This window comes from Pseudomonas sp. NFPP04, from assembly GCF_900113815.1.
Lineage (GTDB): Bacteria > Pseudomonadota > Gammaproteobacteria > Pseudomonadales > Pseudomonadaceae > Aquipseudomonas > Aquipseudomonas extremorientalis.
Window position 1 is genome coordinate 171311 of record NZ_FOQS01000006.1, and the last position, 16801, is coordinate 188111.

Genomic DNA, 16801 nt, shown 5'->3' on the forward strand with positions numbered 1-16801 from the left:
TCACACCTCCACACTGCCAACGTTGAACACTTGTGCTGCGTACTGCAAAAACGAGGCGTCTTCGCAGACGTTCTTGATCGGGTCATCGGAGAACTTCACCACTGGCTCGCCGTGCACCCGCACCAGTTTCATCACGATGCTCAGCGGCTCAACGCCGTCCACATCGCAGGCCAGGCTGGTGCCCATGCCGAAGCCGAACCTGGCCTTGCCGCGCACGTGACGCAGGATCGGCAGGCATTTTTCGAAGTTCAGGCCATCGGAGAACATCAGGTCCTTGGTCATCGGGTCGATGCCCAGTTGCTTGTAGCGGGCCAACACCTTGTCGGCCCAGGCGATGGGGTCGCCGGAGTCCTGGCGCAGGCCGTCGTAGAGCTTGGCGAAGTACAGGTCGAAGTCCTTGAGGAAAAAGTCGGTGCTGATGCAGTCGGTCAGGGCGATCCCCAGGCGACCACGGTATTCGCGCACCCAGTTTTCCAGGGCGGCGTTCTGGCTCTCGCGCAGCCGGCCCAGTTGCTGGTGCACCATCAGCCATTGGTGGGCCATGGTGCCGATCAGCGGCAGGTCGAATTCGTAGGCCAGGTGCGCGTTGCTGGTGCCGACGAACTGGCCGGGGAAATCGCGGCGCATGATGTCGACCACTTCACGCTGGGCCTTGAACGACAGGCGCCGACGAGTGGAGAAGTCCGATACACGCAGGTCGGCCAGTTCATCGCGGCTGAGGTTTTTCTCCAGCCAGTCGAACTTCTGGTAGAGCTTGCGGGTGACGTCTTCAAGGGTTACATCGGGGTATTTGTCGCGGTTGCGCAGCTCGCTGACCAACGCCAGTACCGGTTGCTCGAACATGATGCAGTGCAGCATCGGCCCGACCACGCGGATATTGAGTTGGCCGTCGACTTCACTGACGTGGATGTAGCGCAGGTTGAAACGGAACAGGCCAAGGAAGCGCTCGTAATCCGGGGTGAGGTATTCGCGAAAACGTGGGTTGAACAGGAAGCGCAACTCGCCTTCGCGCATCCGCAGGCTGGCGAGTTTCTCCAGTTCGGCACGGATTTCAGGAATCAGGTGGCCGAGCTTTTCCCTGGAGCGGACGATGAAGTTGTACTCCACATCAACGTTGGGGTACTGGTGCAACACCGCCTGCATCATGGTGAAGGTGTAGTAATCGGTGTCGAGCAACCCCTGGATCACCGGGGATTCGTAGTCGTATGTACTTTCCATGGTGTCTCTCCTTAACGCGTGGCCATTGCGGCCAGTTCTTCGCGGGTGCGGCTGATAGCGGCACCGGCCTTGAGCAACTCATTGACCGCCTGTACACCGCCCTCCTCGCTGATGCCTCGGCACGCCGGCAAGTGCAGCACCACTTCCAGGCCGGCCTTGAGCAACTGCAACGCGGTGGTCTTGACGCAGTAATCCAGGGCCAGGCCGCCGACGATCACGCGAACCACGCCTTGGGCTTTCAAATACTCGATGACGCCGGTGGACAGCTTGTCGTGCAGGTCGTGGTAGCAGGCGCCGTAGGGATGCAGGTCGGGTTCGACGCCTTTCCAGATGAAGTAGTCGTAGTCATAAGGCGTGGGCAACTCATCCAGCAGGGTGAAGCCCTCGGTGCCGGGTACACAGTGGCTGACCCAAGTGACATCGGCATGGGCCAGGCCGGTGGGTTGCAGCATGTCGCTGTGCTGCGCCACCACCCAGGGCGCGTGCGGGGTGTGGGCGTCCTTACTGCCGACACGATGGCCGGCAAGGCTGGCCATGTAGTTGAGCTCGGCGCCGATCCGGTCACCGCCGGCCACCGGCAACTCGTTGGGGCACAGCGGCGTGAAGCTCTTCTGGGCGTCGACGTCGAATGAGGCAATGGCGGTTGTCGCGAGGGTCATGGTGGTTCTCCTGTGGCCTGGAAACAAAAGTACACGTCATGTACTTTCATTGCAACAAACATTTGCGTATCTATCCTGGACTCAGTACATGACATATCTGTTCGATCCGTTAGACTGTGCCGCACTGCTGTTTAGAAGGACATCACATGCCCCGTAGCGCCTACCTCCATACCGTCGACCTGTGCGTGCTTTCTTACTGCCGCCTCTCTGGCGAGCTGAAACTGCTGCTGAACCAGCGCGACGCCGAGCCCTTCGCCGGGCACTGGGCGCTGCCGGGCGTGGTGGTAAATGGCGGCGTGCAGGACCTGAGCCTCCAGGCTGCGGTGGAGCGCTTGCGGGCGAGTGACAAGGTCGGGCTGGACCTGGCCTGGAGCGAACAGGTGGGGACGGTGGGGGATGCGTTTCGCGATCCGCGCTGCTGGTCGTCGTCCACCTATTACCTGGCGATCGTGAACGAGGACGTGACGCTGGGTGAGCACCAGGGCTGGTATTCGCTGACAGCGGTGGCGAGTGGCGGCATCAAGTTGCCGTTCGATCACAACAGCATTGTGGCAGCGGTGCAGGACCGTTTGTTTTCCAAGTCGTTGTACAGCAACTTGCCGCTGATGTTTCTGGGCAATGAATTCAGCGCACCGGACGCGACCACGATTTTCTCCCTGGTGCTGGCGCGGCCGGTGTTGAAGACCAGTATTCGCCAGCGTTTGTTGAAGCTGACGGAGGCAGGGTATCTGCGCGAGACCGGGCGCAAGAAGCAGGGTGAAGGCGGCAGGCCCCAGGCGACGGTGGAGAACCTGAAGCCTGGAGAGATTTACTTCTTCGACCGCAGTTTTGCGGACTAGCCCCGAATCAACGAACAAAGAGGCTCAACTTTGGGAGGGGGCTTGCCCCCTCCCACATTGGGCCCTAGTTCATCCAGTTGCCGCCATCGACATTGTAGGTCTGCGCCACCACGTAGTCGGCCTCTTTTGACGCCAGGAAGATCGCCATTCCGGTCAGGTCCTGCGCCGTGCCCATCCGTCCAAAGGGTACCTCGGCCCCTACCCGCTTCTTCTTCTCTCCCGGAGCCAGCCCTTCATGCCTGGCAAACAGCGCATCCACCCCGTCCCAGTGCTCGCCGTCCACCACACCCGGCGCAATGGCATTGACGTTGATGCCCTGCCTGATCAGGTTCAACCCAGCCGATTGCGTCAGACTGATCACCGCCGCCTTGGTCGCGCAGTAGATCGCCACCAGTGGCTCGCCGCGCCGTCCGGCCTGGCTGGCCATGTTGATGATCTTGCCGCCATGGCCCTGGCGGATCATCTGCCGCGCCGCGGCTTGCAGGGTGAACAGCGTACCGGCGACGTTGATCGAGAACAGCCGCTCGTAGCTGTCGCGGGTGATGTCGACGATGGGTGCCAAGTCGAACAGCGCAGCGTTGTTGACCAGGATATCCAGCTTGCCGGCCTGGGCCACCACGGCGGCAATCGCGCCGTCGATAGAGGCCTGGTCGGTGACGTCCATGGCCACGGCGTAGGCCTGCGGGCCCAGCTCGGCAGCCGTGGCCTGGGCCCGTTGCAGGTTGATATCGGCGATGGCGACTGTAGCGCCCTCTTCGATGTAGGCCTGGGCGAAGGCGCGGCCGATACCGCGCGCCGATCCGGTGATCAGCGCGCTTTTACCTTCCAGTCGTTTCATCAGTAGGTCCCGTCAAAAGTTACTTCGGATAGCCGGCGCGTTTCATCTCGCGCTCGGTGGTGGACTGCGCTTGCAGCAAGGCCTGGTCAACCGACATGCCACCGGTCAGCGCCGCCGAGAACAGCTTGCCGACCGAGGTGCCGATGGCCTGGAACTCGGGGATGGTCACGTACTGGATACCCACGTACGGCACCGGCTTGACGGACGGATGCGCGGGGTCGGCGTGTTTCATCATCTCCAGGGTCACCCGGGCAAACGGGGCCGCCTGCAGATACGCCTCGTTGTAGGTGGACTGGCGGGTGCCTGGCGGCACGTTGGTGATGCCTTCTTTGTCGGCCACCAGTTGGATGTAGTCCTTGGACGTCGCCCAACTGATAAAGGCCTTGGCGGCGTCCTTGTGTTTGGAAGTGGCCGGGATCGCCAGGGACCAGGCGTAGAGCCAGGACGAACCTTTATCGGTGACCTCGGTGGGCGCGGCAGCAAAGCCTACGCTGTCGGCCACTTTGCTCTGGCTTTTATCGGTGGTGAAGGAGCCGGCGACGCTGGCATCGACCCAGATTGCACATTTGCCGCTATTGAACAGCGCCAGGGTTTCGTTGAAGCCATTGCTGGACACGCCCGGCGGGCCGTACTGTTTGAGGGTGTTGACATAGAAGTTGGCGGCCGCGGTCCACTCGGGGCTGGTCAGCTCGGGCTTCCACTGCTCGTCGAACCAGCGCGCGCCAAAGGCGTTGGCCATGGTGCTGAGCAAGGCGATGTTCTCGCCCCAGCCGGCCTTGCCGCGCAGGCACATGCCGTATTGGCCCTTGTCCTTGGCGGTGAGCTTGGAAGCGAACTCACCGAGCTGGGTCCAGGTGGGGTGCGCCGGCATGCTCAGGCCCGCCTGCTGGAACAGGTCGGTGCGGTAGTAGGTGACAGTGCTTTCGCCGTAGAACGGCAAGGCATAGAGGGTGTTGTCGACCGACAGGCCCTGGCGTACCGAGGGGAAGATATCGTCGACATCGTAATCGGCCGGCAGCTGGGCCAAGGGTTCCAGCCAGTGCTTGGCGCCCCAGAGCGGGGTTTCGTAGGTGCCGATGGTCAGCACATCGAATTGCCCACCCTGGGTAGCGATGTCGGTGGTGAGGCGCTGGCGCAGCACGTTTTCTTCCAGCACCACCCAGTTGAGCGTGATGTCCGGGTGCTGGGCTTCGAACACTTTGGACAGGCGCTGCATGCGGATCATGTCGCTGTTGTTGACCGTGGCGATGGTGACGGTGTCGGCGGCGTGGCTGGGCATGGCCAGCGCCAGGCCGGACAGCAGGAACAACACTTGCGGGAGCTTGAACATGGCGGTTTCCACCTGTTGTTTTTGTTGTTGAGCGCCGATTACAGCAGCTTGGCCAGGCCCTCACAAACCCGTGGCGGATGCTCGACTGGTACTTTTTTAACCCGGGCGTGCGAGTTAAAAAAGTACCAGTGCCGGACGCAAGCGGGGGTAGCGCCTGAACGCCCGAGGCGCGTATTTTGAAGCGATTACAAGAACCCCAAGAAGTCCGCTCATGCCCATCAGCCGTGCCACACTGTTCGAGCACCGCCCCGCCGAACTGGAAGTGATCCTGCCCGAGCCGGACCACTGTTTCCGCTGGTTCGAACACGACTACCCCTACGACCTGGCGCGTTGGAACCACCACCCCGAATTCGAAATCCACCTGATCCGCCAAGGCAGCGGCAAACTCGTAGCGGGCGACTACATCGGTGCATTCAGCGCCGGGCATGTCGCACTGATCGGCCCCGACCTGCCCCACGACTGGATCGGCGAACTGGCCCCCGGCGAATACCTGAGCGGCCGCGACGTGGTGCTGCAATTCGACGGCGCCGCCCTCCTCGCCCTGCGCAACACCCTGCCGGAGCTGGGCGACCTGCAGCCGTTGTTCGAACAGGCTCGCCGTGGCCTGGAGTTCACCGGGGACACGGCGCTGCAGGCCGCCCACCTGATGGAAGCCATCGGCAACGCCCAGGGCCTGCAACGCTTGATCCTGTTCCTGCAATTGCTCGACACCCTGAAAAACGCCCCGCCCCAGCAGGCCAAGGCCCTGGCCAGCCCCTGCTACGCGCCGACCCTGGATGCACGCAGCGCCGAACGCATCAACAAGGCATTCGACTATTTGATGCGCGAGCTGACCGGCGACGTGCGCCTGTCGGTGATCGCACAACAGTTGGAGATGAGCGAACCGGGCTTTTCGCGCTTCTTCAAGCGCAACACCGGCCACGGCTTTATCGACCTGATGCGCAAGTTCCGGGTGCAGCGCGCCTGTCGGCTGTTGCTGCAAAGCGATATGTCGGTGGCGGACATCTGCTTTGAAGTGGGCTACGCCAACCTGTCGAATTTCAACCGGCACTTTCGCATCGAGATGAACCAGACGCCGAGTGACTATCGACGGGAAACCGCGACGCACCTGGTCCACCGCATCGAAAAATGACACCCGGTCAATTCTGACCAAAAGGTCGACTAATCCTGTTTTTTTCCAAGCTGATCAATCGATTGAGCAAAGTTGGTACAGCCTGTGCAAACGTTTGCGGTACGAACTTGGCGACCAAGTTCACCTCTACCCGAAGAATCGGGTTCAAACCGCGTACGAATAGGGATTTTCAATGCATTCCACCTCAAGGCGTCCTACCTGCTTTGGTGTTTCCTTGCTACTGACCGCCGTTACGGGACTACTCAGCGCGCCCCTTTTGGCGCAGGAAAAACCCGTCGATGACTCAGCACAGGGCGAAACCCTCAGCCCGGAAGCCAACCCGGCGAAAAAAGGCGTGTACCTGTCGGATTGGTTCAACCAGGACCTGACGCTGATCGGCAGCAAAGACATCAGCTTCGGCCCCAAGCCGCAGGATGACGTGTACCTGGAGTACGAGTACTTCGGCCGCAAGGGGCCTTTCGAGTTGTACGGCTATATCGACGTGCCGAAGATCCTCACCATCGGTAACAGTAATGACAAGGGCGTGTGGGACCATGGCTCGCCGGTGTTCATGGAGCATGAGCCGCGGATTTCCATCGACTACCTGGCGGGCCGCAGCCTGGCCATCGGGCCGTTCAAGGAATGGTACGTGGCCTTCGACTGGATCTACGACCACGGCAGCAACAAGGCCAACCGCGCCAATACGCTGTACAGCGGCCTGGGCACCGATATCGACACCCACTCGCGGGTCAACCTGTCGGCCAACTTCTACGGGCGTTACCAGTGGGAAAACTATGGCGCCAGCAACGAATATTCCTGGGACGGCTACCGTGCGCAAATGAAGTACATCGTGCCGATCGGCAAATTCGATAACGGTGCTTCACTGACCTACATCGGCTTTACCAACTACGATTTTGGCTCGGACCTGCACAAGGACAATCCGGCGCGCACCGCCAACTCGCTGGTGGCCACCAACGTGCTGCTGTATTCGTTTACCCATCTGCGCTTCACCCTGGTCGGCCGTTACTTTCATAACGGCGGCAACTGGGAAGACGGCAGCGAGTTGAATTTCGGCGAAGGCAATTTCCGCGCCCGCTCGGACGGTTGGGGTTACTACGCCGGCGTGGGCTATCAATTCTGATCAAGGAGCTTTAGATGAACGCATTGACCCGTCTCTCAATGGCCGCTGGCCTGGCCTTTCTGCCCCAGGTGGTGCTGGCCGATGCACCCGCGCCGATCAAGCCCAAGGTGATGCTGATCACCATGTTCGCCCCTGAGGCGCAAACCTGGATCGACCGCCTGGAACTCAAGCAGGAAGTGCGCGTACCGGGCCTGTCCGCCGAATATCCGGTGATCCGCTGCAATACCCGGGATGTGTGCCTGCTGGTCACCGGCATGGGCCAGACCAACGCCGCGGCTTCCACCCTGGCATTGGCCCTTTCGCCCAAGTTCGACCTGCGCCAAAGCTATTTCCTGATCGCCGGGATCGCCGGTATCAGCCCCAAGCACGGCACGATCGGCACCGCCGCGTGGGCGCATTACCTGGTGGAATTCGGCACCCAATGGGAGCTGGATTCACGGGATGCGCCGAAGGATTGGCCGACCGGCTATCTCGGCATCAACACAAAGGGCCCCAACGAAAAACCACCGCTGGACTACAAGACCGAAGTGTTTGAGCTGAACCCCAAATTGCAGGCCAAGGCGTTTGCCCTGTCACAGAAGGTCGAGCTGACGGAAAGCAAGGAATCCAGCGCCTGGCGCAAACACTACCCGGCCGCCCCGGCCAACCAGCCGCCACAAGTTACGCGCTGCGACACCCTGGCGGGCAACACCTGGTTCTCCGGCACGCGTTTGAGCGAGCGCGCCGAGGTGTGGACCAAGCTGCTGACCGACAACAAAGGCGAATACTGCACCACGCAGCAGGAAGACAACTCCACCTATGAAGCGCTGCTGCGCGCCAGCCGCGAAGGTTTGGTGGACATCCAGCGCCTGGCGGTGGTGCGGGCCGGTTCGGATTTCGACCGGCCGTACCCGGGCTACAGCGAAGTGGATAACCTGTTGAAGTACGCGGACCAGGGCGGTTTTGTCCCGGCGCTGGAGAACCTGTACCGCACGGGCAACCCGCTGGTACAGGCGATCCTCAACAACTGGTCGGCCTGGGAAAAAGGTGTTCCCGAGGCATGACCGCCAGGATCAGGGCAGGAAGATGAGCTTGTCTGCGCTGCCCTGGTTCACCTCTTCGAAGCACTGCACCCCATCGGCCAGCGCGACTTCACGCAGGCCGGTGGGCAGCGGCAACAAGCCTTCATCGAAGAACCGCCCGAACTGCTCCAGCATCACCGCGCACTGCTCGCAGTTGTAGAGCAACGAATTGATCCCCACCACCGAACCGCCCTTGCGGTACAACGCCAGGGCCGGCAGTTGTACATGGCCGTCCACCGGTGCGGCGATAATGGCGATGCGGCCGAACGGTGCCAGGCCTGCCACGGCGGCGGGCAGCCAGAAACCGGTGGTGTCGAAGATCACATCCGCACCGCCCTTGAACACGGCGTTGACGTGCGCGCCCAGGTCTTCCGGCTTGCCCAGGACAATCGCGGCGAAGCCCTGGCTCTGCAAGACTTCAACCTGTTCCGGGCGACGTACGGCGGCCAGCACCTGGGCGCCACGGATCTTCGCCAGGGCCAGGGTCGCACTGCCCACCGCGCCATTGGCGCCGATCACCAGCAGGCGTGTGCCCTGGGTCACGCCACTGCGCTCCAGTGCATCCCAGGCGGTGGTGTACGGCACACCAAGGCTCGCGGCCTGGGCGAAACTCAGGTGGGTAGGCTTATGTGCCACGCCCTTGGCCGACACGGTGAGGTACTGGGCATGGGAGCCGTCGGCAAAAAAGCCCAGGTCACGGCCGGTGCCCCACACTTCCTGGCCGACCAGCGCCTGCGGACCTTCAACCACAACCCCGGCGAAATCACGGCCGGGGATGCGCGGCAAGGTGGTATAGGGAAAACGACCGAGCACGTTTTTGACGTCGCTGGGGTTGAGGCCCGCAGCCCTGATCTGGACCAGCACTTCACCCACGGCCGGCACCGGGGTGGCGACGTCGACAAAGCACAGGTTGTTGAGGTCGCCGGTGGCAGTAAATTGCAGTGCTTTCATGGCCAATATCCATCGAAGAGAAAAAGAGATCAGGAGAACCAGGTGCCCACCAGCTGCCGCCCCATGGGCCAGAGCTTTTCACCCAGCAACATGCCCATCAGGCCGATCAGGGCGATGGCCGGCGGTGCGGGCGAGCGGAAGTCGAGGGCGCCGTAGATCACGCCGACAAACAGGCCGATGGCCAGGGAAATGAGGTAGTTCATGGGGCAGCGCCTTGTGGGTGGATGCGCTCAGTGTAGAGAGCACCAGCCTGAAGCATCGGCCAAGTGCTTCAGGATTTCGGCCAACCCCTCAGCCCACGTATTGCGAGGGCGCCACACCGAGTTCACGCCGGAACATGTCGCTGAAACTGCTGGGCGAATACCCCAGGGAACGCGCGATGGCGCTGACCGACTGGCCCTGGATCAACTCTGCCACCGCCGTGGCCAGTTGCACCTGGCGGCGCCATTCGGCAAAGCCCATGCCCAGGTGGGTCTGGAACAGCCGCGCCAGGGTGCGCACGCTGGCGCCGGCGGTTTCGGCATGCTGCTCGAAAGGGATCTCCAGGGACGGCGCAGCCATGACCGCCTGACAGGCATTGATCAGCCGGCGGTCGGCCTCCACCGGCATGGCGATGCGAATCGGCGAGCGACGCGCCCGTTGCAGCTCCAGCAAGGCCAGGCTGACCAGCGCGTCGTAGTAAGCCACCTCACCGTTGTCGCCCTCGTCCACCAACGTGACGATCAGCTCGCGCAACAACCCACCGACTTCGATCACCTGCACCTGGCTGTCCAGCGTTGCCGCCAGGGCCGGGCGCAGGTAGATATTGCGCATCTGCAAGTCCGAGACCACGCGGATACCATGCTCCACGCCGGGCGGCAGCCATACGGCACGCTGTGGCGGCACCACCAGCGCTTCCTGCGGGGTGTCGACCCACATCACGCCGCTCATGGCATAGAGCAACTGGCCCCAGTCGTGGCTGTGGGGCTCAATGTAGAGCCCACGCGGATAGGTGCGCGCCAAAGGTTGCACGGGAACGGCAGGATCACTGAGGTCAGGCGGCGCGGCCAGGGCCATGGGATGCACATCATTCGAAGGAGAGTCGCTATGGTAATCACCGCCGCACGACAATCCGAGTGATTTTTGCGGCCCGCAAACCGTGTGGGAGCACGCATGCTCCCACCGGTTCAAACACCGCTAGCCTTTGGCAGACTTGGCACATTCACACCCCGTCGCAGCCGCACACGGCTCACCATGGGCATGGTGCTCGGCACAGCCCTGGCAGCAATAGCCCTTGCCGTCCTTCATGACCGCATCAGGTCCCAGCACGCATTTGCAGTGTGGGCAGGCACAGGTTTTATCTGGCATGGTCAGACTCCTTCTTCATGGTCGTCCCGGTGCGGCGGACGCCGACACCTTAAGCAGTGACTGCGGCCCGCCTTCGTTGGTTCAAGCCATCAGTCGGTGCGGGTATTGCTGCGATACATGAACACCAGCGCCAACGCCAGGCAGGCCATCGCCACGATGCGGCCGCTCGACAGCTCGATGGCCGGGTTGCCCAGCCAGCCGAAGTTGTCGATCAGCATGCCCATGCCCAATTGGCCGACGATCACCGCGACGGTGGCAACGGCCGTGCCGACCACCGGCACCGCGCCGACCATCACCATCATGTACACCACACCGAACAACGCACCGGTCAGTTGCCATTTCGGCACGTCCAGCAGGCTCACCGCCTGGACGGGTTCAAAGAAGAAAATCATTAACGCGGTGACAATCGCCCCCACCGAGAAGGTCACCAGGCTGCCACGCAACACCCCCACCGCCTGGCCCAGGCGACCGTTGATCGCCGCTTGCACGCTCAACACCGCACCTGCGGCGACCACCACTACCAGTAACAGAATCAGATTCATCGCCTTAACCTCGTGCAATCAGAACAAGTGCCACCACAATCAGCGCCAGAGCAATCCAGCGTTCGCAATTGACCCGCTTGCGCGCCGAGCCGAACCAGCCGAAATGGTCGATCAGCACGCTCTTGCCGACCTGCCCGGACAAAATCGCGATCATGGTCATCGCAATACCGATATGCGGCGTGGCCAGGGTCAGCACGACCACGTAGATCGGTCCCAGGAAACCGCCGATCAGCTGCCAGCGCGGCAGTTCGGAGAGCGCCGGGCCCTTTTGCGGGCCACTGAACAACAGCAGCAGATACAGGATCGCCGAGCCCACCCCGAAAATGCTCAGGGTCGCCCACAAGTGGCCGACCTGCACACCCAGCGGGCCGAGCAACCCGGCTTCTACCGACAGGCCCATGCCGGCCAGGATCACCAGCGGCAGCAACAGCAACCTCAAGATGTTTTTTTTCGGCCTGGCTTGCGCCACACCCTCGATGGAACTTGCTTGCATACATCACCCGCGCTCAAGAAAGGAAACAAGGCGCGCATTATCCGGTGGCCGTGCTGTGCGATAAATGGGAGCATATCGACAACACCTTTGCGCAAAACGCACAGCCTGGAGACATGATGCAAGGCTTGAATGAATTGAGTTTCAAGGCGCTGCGCCTGTTCGTGGCCGTTCTGGACCTGGGCAGCTTCTCCGAAGTGGCTCGCCGCGAAGGCCTGGCACCCTCCTCTATCTCCCGGCAGATACAGCTGATGGAACAGGCTCTTGGCCAACAGTTGCTGTACCGTCACACCCGCGCGGTCAGCCCCACCGAAGCCGGTCGGCTGCTGGGGCGGCATGCGCGGTTGATGCTGGAACAACTGGAAGCCGCCGGCCAGGCGTTGCAGGAACAGGAAAGCGAGCCCAGCGGCCTGGTGCGCATCAATGCACCCATGGTATTCGGCCAGCGTCACCTGTCACCGTGGCTGGGCGAATTGTGCAGACGCTATCCGAAGCTGCAACTGGACATCCAGCAGACCGACACCTACGTCGACCCACTGCAGGACGGTACCGACCTGCTGTTCCGCATCGGCGTGCTCAACGATTCCAGCATGCAGGCCCGCATCTTCGCGCCCCAACGCTTTCGCATCGCCGCCAGCCCCGCCTACCTGGCCCGGCATGGCACCCCGCAGCACCCCGACGAGCTGAGCAACCATCAATGCCTGGCCTACAAAGGCATCACCGGCCAGCAGCGCTGGTTCTTTCGCAAGGGCCAGGGCGACTGGACGCCCTACAGCGTCAAGGGCCCGATCACCGGCAACCATGCCGACACCTTGACCCATGCCGCCGAGCAAGGGCTGGGGCTGGTGGTGTTTCCCTCCTGGTTGATCGGCGAAGGCTTGCGCGCAGGCACGTTGCAGGCGGTGCTGACCGACTATGAAGTGGCGACAACCCTGGAACCGCAGCAGATTGCGGCACTGTGGCCGGGCAGCCGGCGCTTGTCGCTGAAGGTGCGGACGGTGATTGATTATTTTGTGGAGTGTTTTGGGGGGGTGCCGTATTGGGATCGGTGAGCAAAGAGGCTCGGGAGAAACATCGCCACATCAGGAATTTTCTTACAGGAGGAAGTAGTTCCATTCTGTTTTTCCGGGCCAGTATTCTTCTGGCCAAGCCTTATACGGCAGACTTTTGCGATATCTTCCTTTAGAGAACTGCCATGAAAGTCACGTATCACAAACCATCGCGATCTGAGCGTGCCGCGTCCGCCAGTGGTCTGGCCGTCTTTGATAGCGCACCCAGTTTTGGCTATATTTGGCCAAAATATGGGGATAACCACATGATCACGGTTCCTTTGGGCGAAGCGAAAAACAATCTGTCAAAACTGGTGGATGAGGCCGCTGTGGGCAAGGTCATCACCATAGCCAAACATGGACGTGCGATGGCACAGCTTGTGCCCATGGGGAAATCCAAGGGTCGCAGAATCGGTGCCATGAAAGGCAGGTTCATCATTCCCGAAGACTTCGACGCACCTTTGCCTGACGATCTGCTGGATGCCTTCGAAGGCAAGCCTGCATGAGAGTGCTGTTGGACACCCACATTCTGCTTTGGACCCTGACGGAAGACCCCAGGCTATCCGGCAAAGCCAGGAAGCTGATTGAGAATGCCGCAGAGGTCTACATCAGCGCTGCGACATTCTGGGAGATGGCAATCAAGGTCGGCCTGGGGAAACTCGCTGTCGATCTGGATGAAATCCGTGAGTACTGCCTGGAAAGCGGATTTGTCGAGCTGCCCGTCACCTCGGAACATGCCATCGCGGTCAAGGATCTCGAACACCATCACAAGGACCCTTTTGATCGGCTCATCGTAGCGACAGCCATGAGCGAACCCATGAGGCTATTGACGGCCGATCCAGGCATCGCCCAATACACGTCCTTGGCGATCCTGGTCTAACTCATCTCGACGACAGCACCACCTCAACCAAACACCCACTGCCCAATCAACCAGGCATTCGCCCCACTGATCAGCGCAAACAGAAACCACGCCAGCAACCGCGTTGGTAGCCGATTCACGAATGGCCCCATCAGCTGTTTATCGCCGGTCATGCGGATCAACGGATACAGCGCGAACGGCAACTGCAGACTGAGGACCACCTGGCTGAGGATCAGCAATTTGCCGATGGCATCGTCGCCCATCAGCCATACCCCCACAAACGCCGGAATCAGCGCCAACCCACGGGTGATAAGACGACGTTGCCAGCAGGGGATGCGCAGGTTGAGGTAGCCCTCCATGATCACCTGCCCAGCGATGGTGCCGGTAAAGGTAGAGCTTTGCCCGGACGCCAACAGCGCAATACCGAACAAGATGCTGGCAAAGGCACCGCCCACCAGCGGGTCGAGCAGGTGGTAGGCGTCCTGGATTTCGACCACTTCAGTGTGGCCGGTCTTGTGGAAAGCGGCGGCGGCGAGAATCAGGATCGCGGCGTTGACCAGCAGCGCCAGGGCCAATGAACCGATGGTGTCGATACGCGCCAGCTTGACCGCATCCACTTTGCTGGCGAGGTCCTTGCCGATCAGGCGGGTTTGCACGATGGAGCTGTGCAGGTAGAGGTTATGGGGCATTACGGTGGCCCCGAGGATACCTATGGCCAGATACAGCGGCGCCGCGTCGCTGATGGCCGAGAGTGACGGGGCGAAACCACCGAACACGTCCGGCCAGTACGGCTTGATCAGCACCAGTTCGATAAAGAAACACACGCCGATGGTCGCCACCAGCGCCAGCATGATCGCTTCCAGGCGCCTGAAACCCCGGTTTTGCAGGGCCAGGACCAACAGCGTGTCAAAGGCGGTGATCACAATGCCGGTGGTCAGCGATACCCCCAGCAGCAAGTGGAATGCCAGGGCACAGCCCAACACTTCGGCAAGGTCGGTGGCGATGATGGAGATTTCCGCCAGCACCCATTGGGTACGAGCGGAACCCTTGCTGTAGCGCTCACGGCACAGCTGCGCCAGGTCTTTGCCGGTGGCGATGCCCAGCCGCGAGCACAGGCACTGCACCGCCATCCCGGCCAGGCTGGCCAGCAACACCACGAACAACAGGCTGTAGCCGTAGCGCGAACCGGCCTCGATGGCCGTGGCCCAATTGCCCGGGTCCATATAGCCGATGGAGACCAGCAAGCCAGGGCCGGCGAACATCAACATGCGCTTGAAGAACGAGGCCTTGGGGTCAACGGCGACGGAGCCGGCCACTTCCGGCGGGCAGAACGGGGCGGTAGCAATTTTCGGCAGGCTGAATTTCACGCGGTATCCCAGGCAAACATACAAGACAAGGATGCAGCTTATCAGTCGGACACGACCGTGCGCATCACCGTGTCCCGTGGCAGGTCGAATGCCTCCACCACCTGCACCACCAGGTCCATCTCCTGGTTCAGCGCTTCACGCTCCATGCGCTGGCGAATCACGCCGATCACCAGCACGGCCAACGTGGTGATCGAATACGCCGGGCCGGAAAATGCTCGCATGCCGCTCACCACCAGCATCGCCGCCGCCAACGCCTGGCCCACCACCGGGATTGCCGTGGCCGCGCCACGGCGCAGGATAAAACCGGTGAGCCCGGCCAACGCCGTGCCGCTCAACGCGGTGGCAGCCGAACGGCCTACGTCAAAACGGCTGAACAAGCCCTGCTCCTTTTGCGCGGCAGCCTTGAGTTCTGCGTCGAATACCTGGCGGTCCGCGTTGCTGAGTTTGTCCTTGTACCGTTCGATAAGCTTCTCGGCAACCCGGGCTTCGAGGTCGGCCAGCGCGACAGTATCGAGCGGCTCGTCGAACTTGATCCCCAGCCGCTGCGCCACATCTTCGGCGATCTGGCGGTAACCCACGCCATGCCCACGGGCCAGGTTCATGAAGGTATCGCCGCCCATGCGTTGCAGCTCAACAGCCAACTTGAGCGGCTCGCGCACCGTGGCGTCTATCGATGCACTGCGCTTTTGCGCCATCAATTCGGCAAGGAACTTCAACTCTTCCGGCCGGGCCTGCACCAGCGCCGGGAACAAATCGATGTCCTCCTCGGCAAAACGCACTTCAGCACTGCGCTGGTCAGAGCGGATCATGCCGCGCCGTTCATGCAGCAGGTCGGTGTACTGCACCACCGTCTGCAACTGCGGCCAATAGGCGGCGTGATCGAAAGTCGCCAGGTGCACGTTGGTGACCTTGGCCTTGAGCGCCGGTGTCACCGGGATTGCATAACGGCCGATACAGCGTTCGGTGTCCGGCTTTATGGCCAAGGCCCAGTCCTTGCTGGAGTGGCAGTTGATCACTCGCCCCTTGAGCGGCGCCGACACCACGTCCCACGGGCTCGACGTGCAGATCGCCCCGCCCATCAACAACAGGTTGTCCAACGGCAGCTCACGGGCGGTTTCGGGGCTGGCGAGCAAGCTCTTGACCAGGATCCGCGCACCCAGGGAATGGCCGATCAGGTTGATACGCCGTACATCAAGGGATTCACCGTGCAGGTAGTTGGCCAGTTCCGGCAACAGGCTTTTGGCGACTTCGTCCACCCGCGCCTCGACGCTTTTGTAGTGATCGAGAAAATAGGCGATCGCCTTGCCCACCCCGACGGTCGCCGCGCCCAGGCTGCCGCCGCCCAGCACTGCGCCGATCACCTCCTTGAAGGGTGCAAACAGATTTTCCAGGAAATGCCCGGCCGGCCAGAACAGCATCAGGTTGGTCGAACCTTCGATACTCGCCAACTGCTCCTTGAAGCCACCCAGTTGTTGCCGATTGAAGAACGCCGAATAACCGTGAACATAGAGATTGAGCACGTCGCCCTGAGGCTCGCCGCACAGTACGAAGGTGGGCTTGCGGGTGCGGTGCATTTCATCCCACTGGTGCTGCATGGGGCAGTGACTCCTGGCGACAAGGGACGGCGATAGTAACAAAGGACGAGGCTCATCGCCGTACCGCTGGGGGAAAAGGCGCCCGGTTGGCAGTAGGGTTGTATCGCCGGCCAGTGAACCTCGCACCGGTCGGGCAAGTTGCGGTCATGCAAGGCGATTAATAACCAGATAACACAAAGCCCTGCACGTGCCGGGCTTTTGCAATGTTTCCAAATGCACGTCATATAGCTTTTCTGCCATCGGGACGTGTTCCTCATACCATCGGTGTCGCCCTGTCTTGTCTCCACCGATCAGCAACAACGCACATCGGCGGATCAAAGGCATACAACACGCGAAGCGCTCGGAACCTTGAAAAATACTGCGTGTTCCCCCTCCTGCGCCGCAAAAACACAATTATCCATATG

19 protein-coding genes and 1 pseudogene are annotated in these 16801 nt (G+C 61.4%); 7 read left to right on the plus strand and 13 right to left on the minus strand.

The window, feature by feature from the left end; all coding sequences use genetic code 11:
- Both pncB and BM017_RS15205 read right to left on the minus strand, forming a co-directional pair.
- On the minus strand, positions 1-1218 hold the full coding sequence (gene pncB, locus BM017_RS15200; RefSeq protein ID WP_092245792.1) for a nicotinate phosphoribosyltransferase: 1218 nt from the start codon (positions 1216-1218) through the stop codon (positions 1-3).
- 11 nt (positions 1219-1229) lie between these two features.
- Positions 1230-1877 (minus strand): nicotinamidase, encoded by a 648-nt coding sequence (locus tag BM017_RS15205; RefSeq protein WP_071491255.1) that lies wholly within the window; start codon positions 1875-1877, stop codon positions 1230-1232.
- 146 nt (positions 1878-2023) lie between these two features.
- Here BM017_RS15205 and BM017_RS15210 point away from each other — a divergent pair, with 146 nt between their 5' ends.
- Entirely contained in the window at positions 2024-2716 is a 693-nt protein-coding gene (locus BM017_RS15210) for an NUDIX hydrolase (RefSeq protein ID WP_092245795.1), read from the plus strand.
- 64 nt (positions 2717-2780) lie between these two features.
- On the opposite strand, the gene BM017_RS15215 is transcribed toward BM017_RS15210, so the two are convergent.
- Both BM017_RS15215 and BM017_RS15220 read right to left on the minus strand, forming a co-directional pair.
- On the minus strand, positions 2781-3554 hold the full coding sequence (locus BM017_RS15215) for an L-iditol 2-dehydrogenase (protein WP_092245798.1): 774 nt from the start codon (positions 3552-3554) through the stop codon (positions 2781-2783).
- A 19-nt stretch (positions 3555-3573) separates the two neighbouring features.
- A complete protein-coding gene (locus tag BM017_RS15220) occupies positions 3574-4833 on the minus strand; it encodes an ABC transporter substrate-binding protein (RefSeq protein WP_371914390.1) in 1260 nt (419 codons plus the stop codon).
- 262 nt (positions 4834-5095) lie between these two features.
- Between BM017_RS15220 and BM017_RS15225 the strand changes: the two genes are divergently transcribed.
- The 3 genes from BM017_RS15225 (at position 5096) to BM017_RS15235 (ending at position 8179) form a co-directional block, all read left to right on the plus strand.
- Positions 5096-6016: an AraC family transcriptional regulator gene (locus BM017_RS15225; protein WP_092245804.1), complete on the plus strand. Its 921-nt coding sequence runs from the start codon at positions 5096-5098 to the stop codon at positions 6014-6016.
- Between the two features lie 172 nt (positions 6017-6188).
- Complete coding sequence (locus BM017_RS15230) at positions 6189-7136, plus strand: nucleoside-specific channel-forming protein Tsx (RefSeq protein WP_092245807.1); 948 nt, start codon at positions 6189-6191, stop codon at positions 7134-7136.
- 14 nt (positions 7137-7150) lie between these two features.
- Positions 7151-8179 (plus strand): purine-nucleoside phosphorylase, encoded by a 1029-nt coding sequence (locus BM017_RS15235; protein WP_092245810.1) that lies wholly within the window; start codon positions 7151-7153, stop codon positions 8177-8179.
- 9 nt (positions 8180-8188) lie between these two features.
- Here the strand turns inward: BM017_RS15235 and BM017_RS15240 are convergent, their stop codons facing one another.
- The 6 genes from BM017_RS15240 to BM017_RS15265 all read right to left on the minus strand — a co-directional run bounded on the left by BM017_RS15240 (position 8189) and on the right by BM017_RS15265 (position 11530).
- Positions 8189-9148, minus strand: a complete 960-nt coding sequence (locus tag BM017_RS15240; RefSeq protein ID WP_092245813.1) for a quinone oxidoreductase family protein — start codon at positions 9146-9148, stop codon at positions 8189-8191.
- A 29-nt stretch (positions 9149-9177) separates the two neighbouring features.
- The gene (locus BM017_RS15245) at positions 9178-9351 is read right to left on the minus strand and encodes a DUF1427 family protein (RefSeq protein ID WP_076955279.1); all 174 of its coding nucleotides are present in this window, start codon (positions 9349-9351) and stop codon (positions 9178-9180) included.
- Between the two features lie 88 nt (positions 9352-9439).
- Positions 9440-10204: an AraC family transcriptional regulator gene (locus BM017_RS15250; RefSeq protein ID WP_092245816.1), complete on the minus strand. Its 765-nt coding sequence runs from the start codon at positions 10202-10204 to the stop codon at positions 9440-9442.
- Between the two features lie 120 nt (positions 10205-10324).
- The gene (locus BM017_RS15255; protein WP_081049255.1) at positions 10325-10495 is read right to left on the minus strand and encodes a metallothionein; all 171 of its coding nucleotides are present in this window, start codon (positions 10493-10495) and stop codon (positions 10325-10327) included.
- An 89-nt stretch (positions 10496-10584) separates the two neighbouring features.
- Entirely contained in the window at positions 10585-11037 is a 453-nt protein-coding gene (locus BM017_RS15260) for a DMT family transporter (RefSeq protein ID WP_092245820.1), read from the minus strand.
- Between the two features lie 4 nt (positions 11038-11041).
- Positions 11042-11530, minus strand: coding sequence for a DMT family transporter (locus BM017_RS15265; RefSeq protein WP_092245823.1), 489 nt, complete (start codon positions 11528-11530; stop codon positions 11042-11044).
- Positions 11531-11646: 116 nt separating this feature from the next.
- Here BM017_RS15265 and BM017_RS15270 point away from each other — a divergent pair, with 116 nt between their 5' ends.
- From BM017_RS15270 to BM017_RS15280, 3 genes are all read left to right on the plus strand, one after another.
- Complete coding sequence (locus tag BM017_RS15270; RefSeq protein ID WP_092246176.1) at positions 11647-12579, plus strand: LysR family transcriptional regulator; 933 nt, start codon at positions 11647-11649, stop codon at positions 12577-12579.
- A gap of 143 nt (positions 12580-12722) precedes the next feature.
- Entirely contained in the window at positions 12723-13082 is a 360-nt protein-coding gene (locus BM017_RS15275; protein ID WP_256575635.1) for a type II toxin-antitoxin system Phd/YefM family antitoxin, read from the plus strand.
- The gene (locus tag BM017_RS15280) at positions 13079-13456 is read left to right on the plus strand and encodes a type II toxin-antitoxin system VapC family toxin (RefSeq protein WP_092245829.1); all 378 of its coding nucleotides are present in this window, start codon (positions 13079-13081) and stop codon (positions 13454-13456) included. Before BM017_RS15275 ends, BM017_RS15280 begins: the two co-directional genes overlap by 4 nt.
- A 23-nt stretch (positions 13457-13479) precedes the next feature.
- Here BM017_RS15280 and BM017_RS15285 read toward each other — a convergent pair whose 3' ends face one another.
- The 3 genes and pseudogenes from BM017_RS15285 to BM017_RS29365 form a co-directional block, all read right to left on the minus strand.
- Positions 13480-14802: an Nramp family divalent metal transporter gene (locus BM017_RS15285; protein WP_092245833.1), complete on the minus strand. Its 1323-nt coding sequence runs from the start codon at positions 14800-14802 to the stop codon at positions 13480-13482.
- Between the two features lie 41 nt (positions 14803-14843).
- Positions 14844-16397, minus strand: a complete 1554-nt coding sequence (locus BM017_RS15290) for a DUF726 domain-containing protein (protein ID WP_092245836.1) — start codon at positions 16395-16397, stop codon at positions 14844-14846.
- Positions 16398-16541: 144 nt separating this feature from the next.
- Positions 16542-16740, minus strand: a pseudogene (locus BM017_RS29365) (type II toxin-antitoxin system RelE/ParE family toxin); the annotation flags it as partial.
- Between the last annotated feature and the right edge of the window lie 61 nt (positions 16741-16801).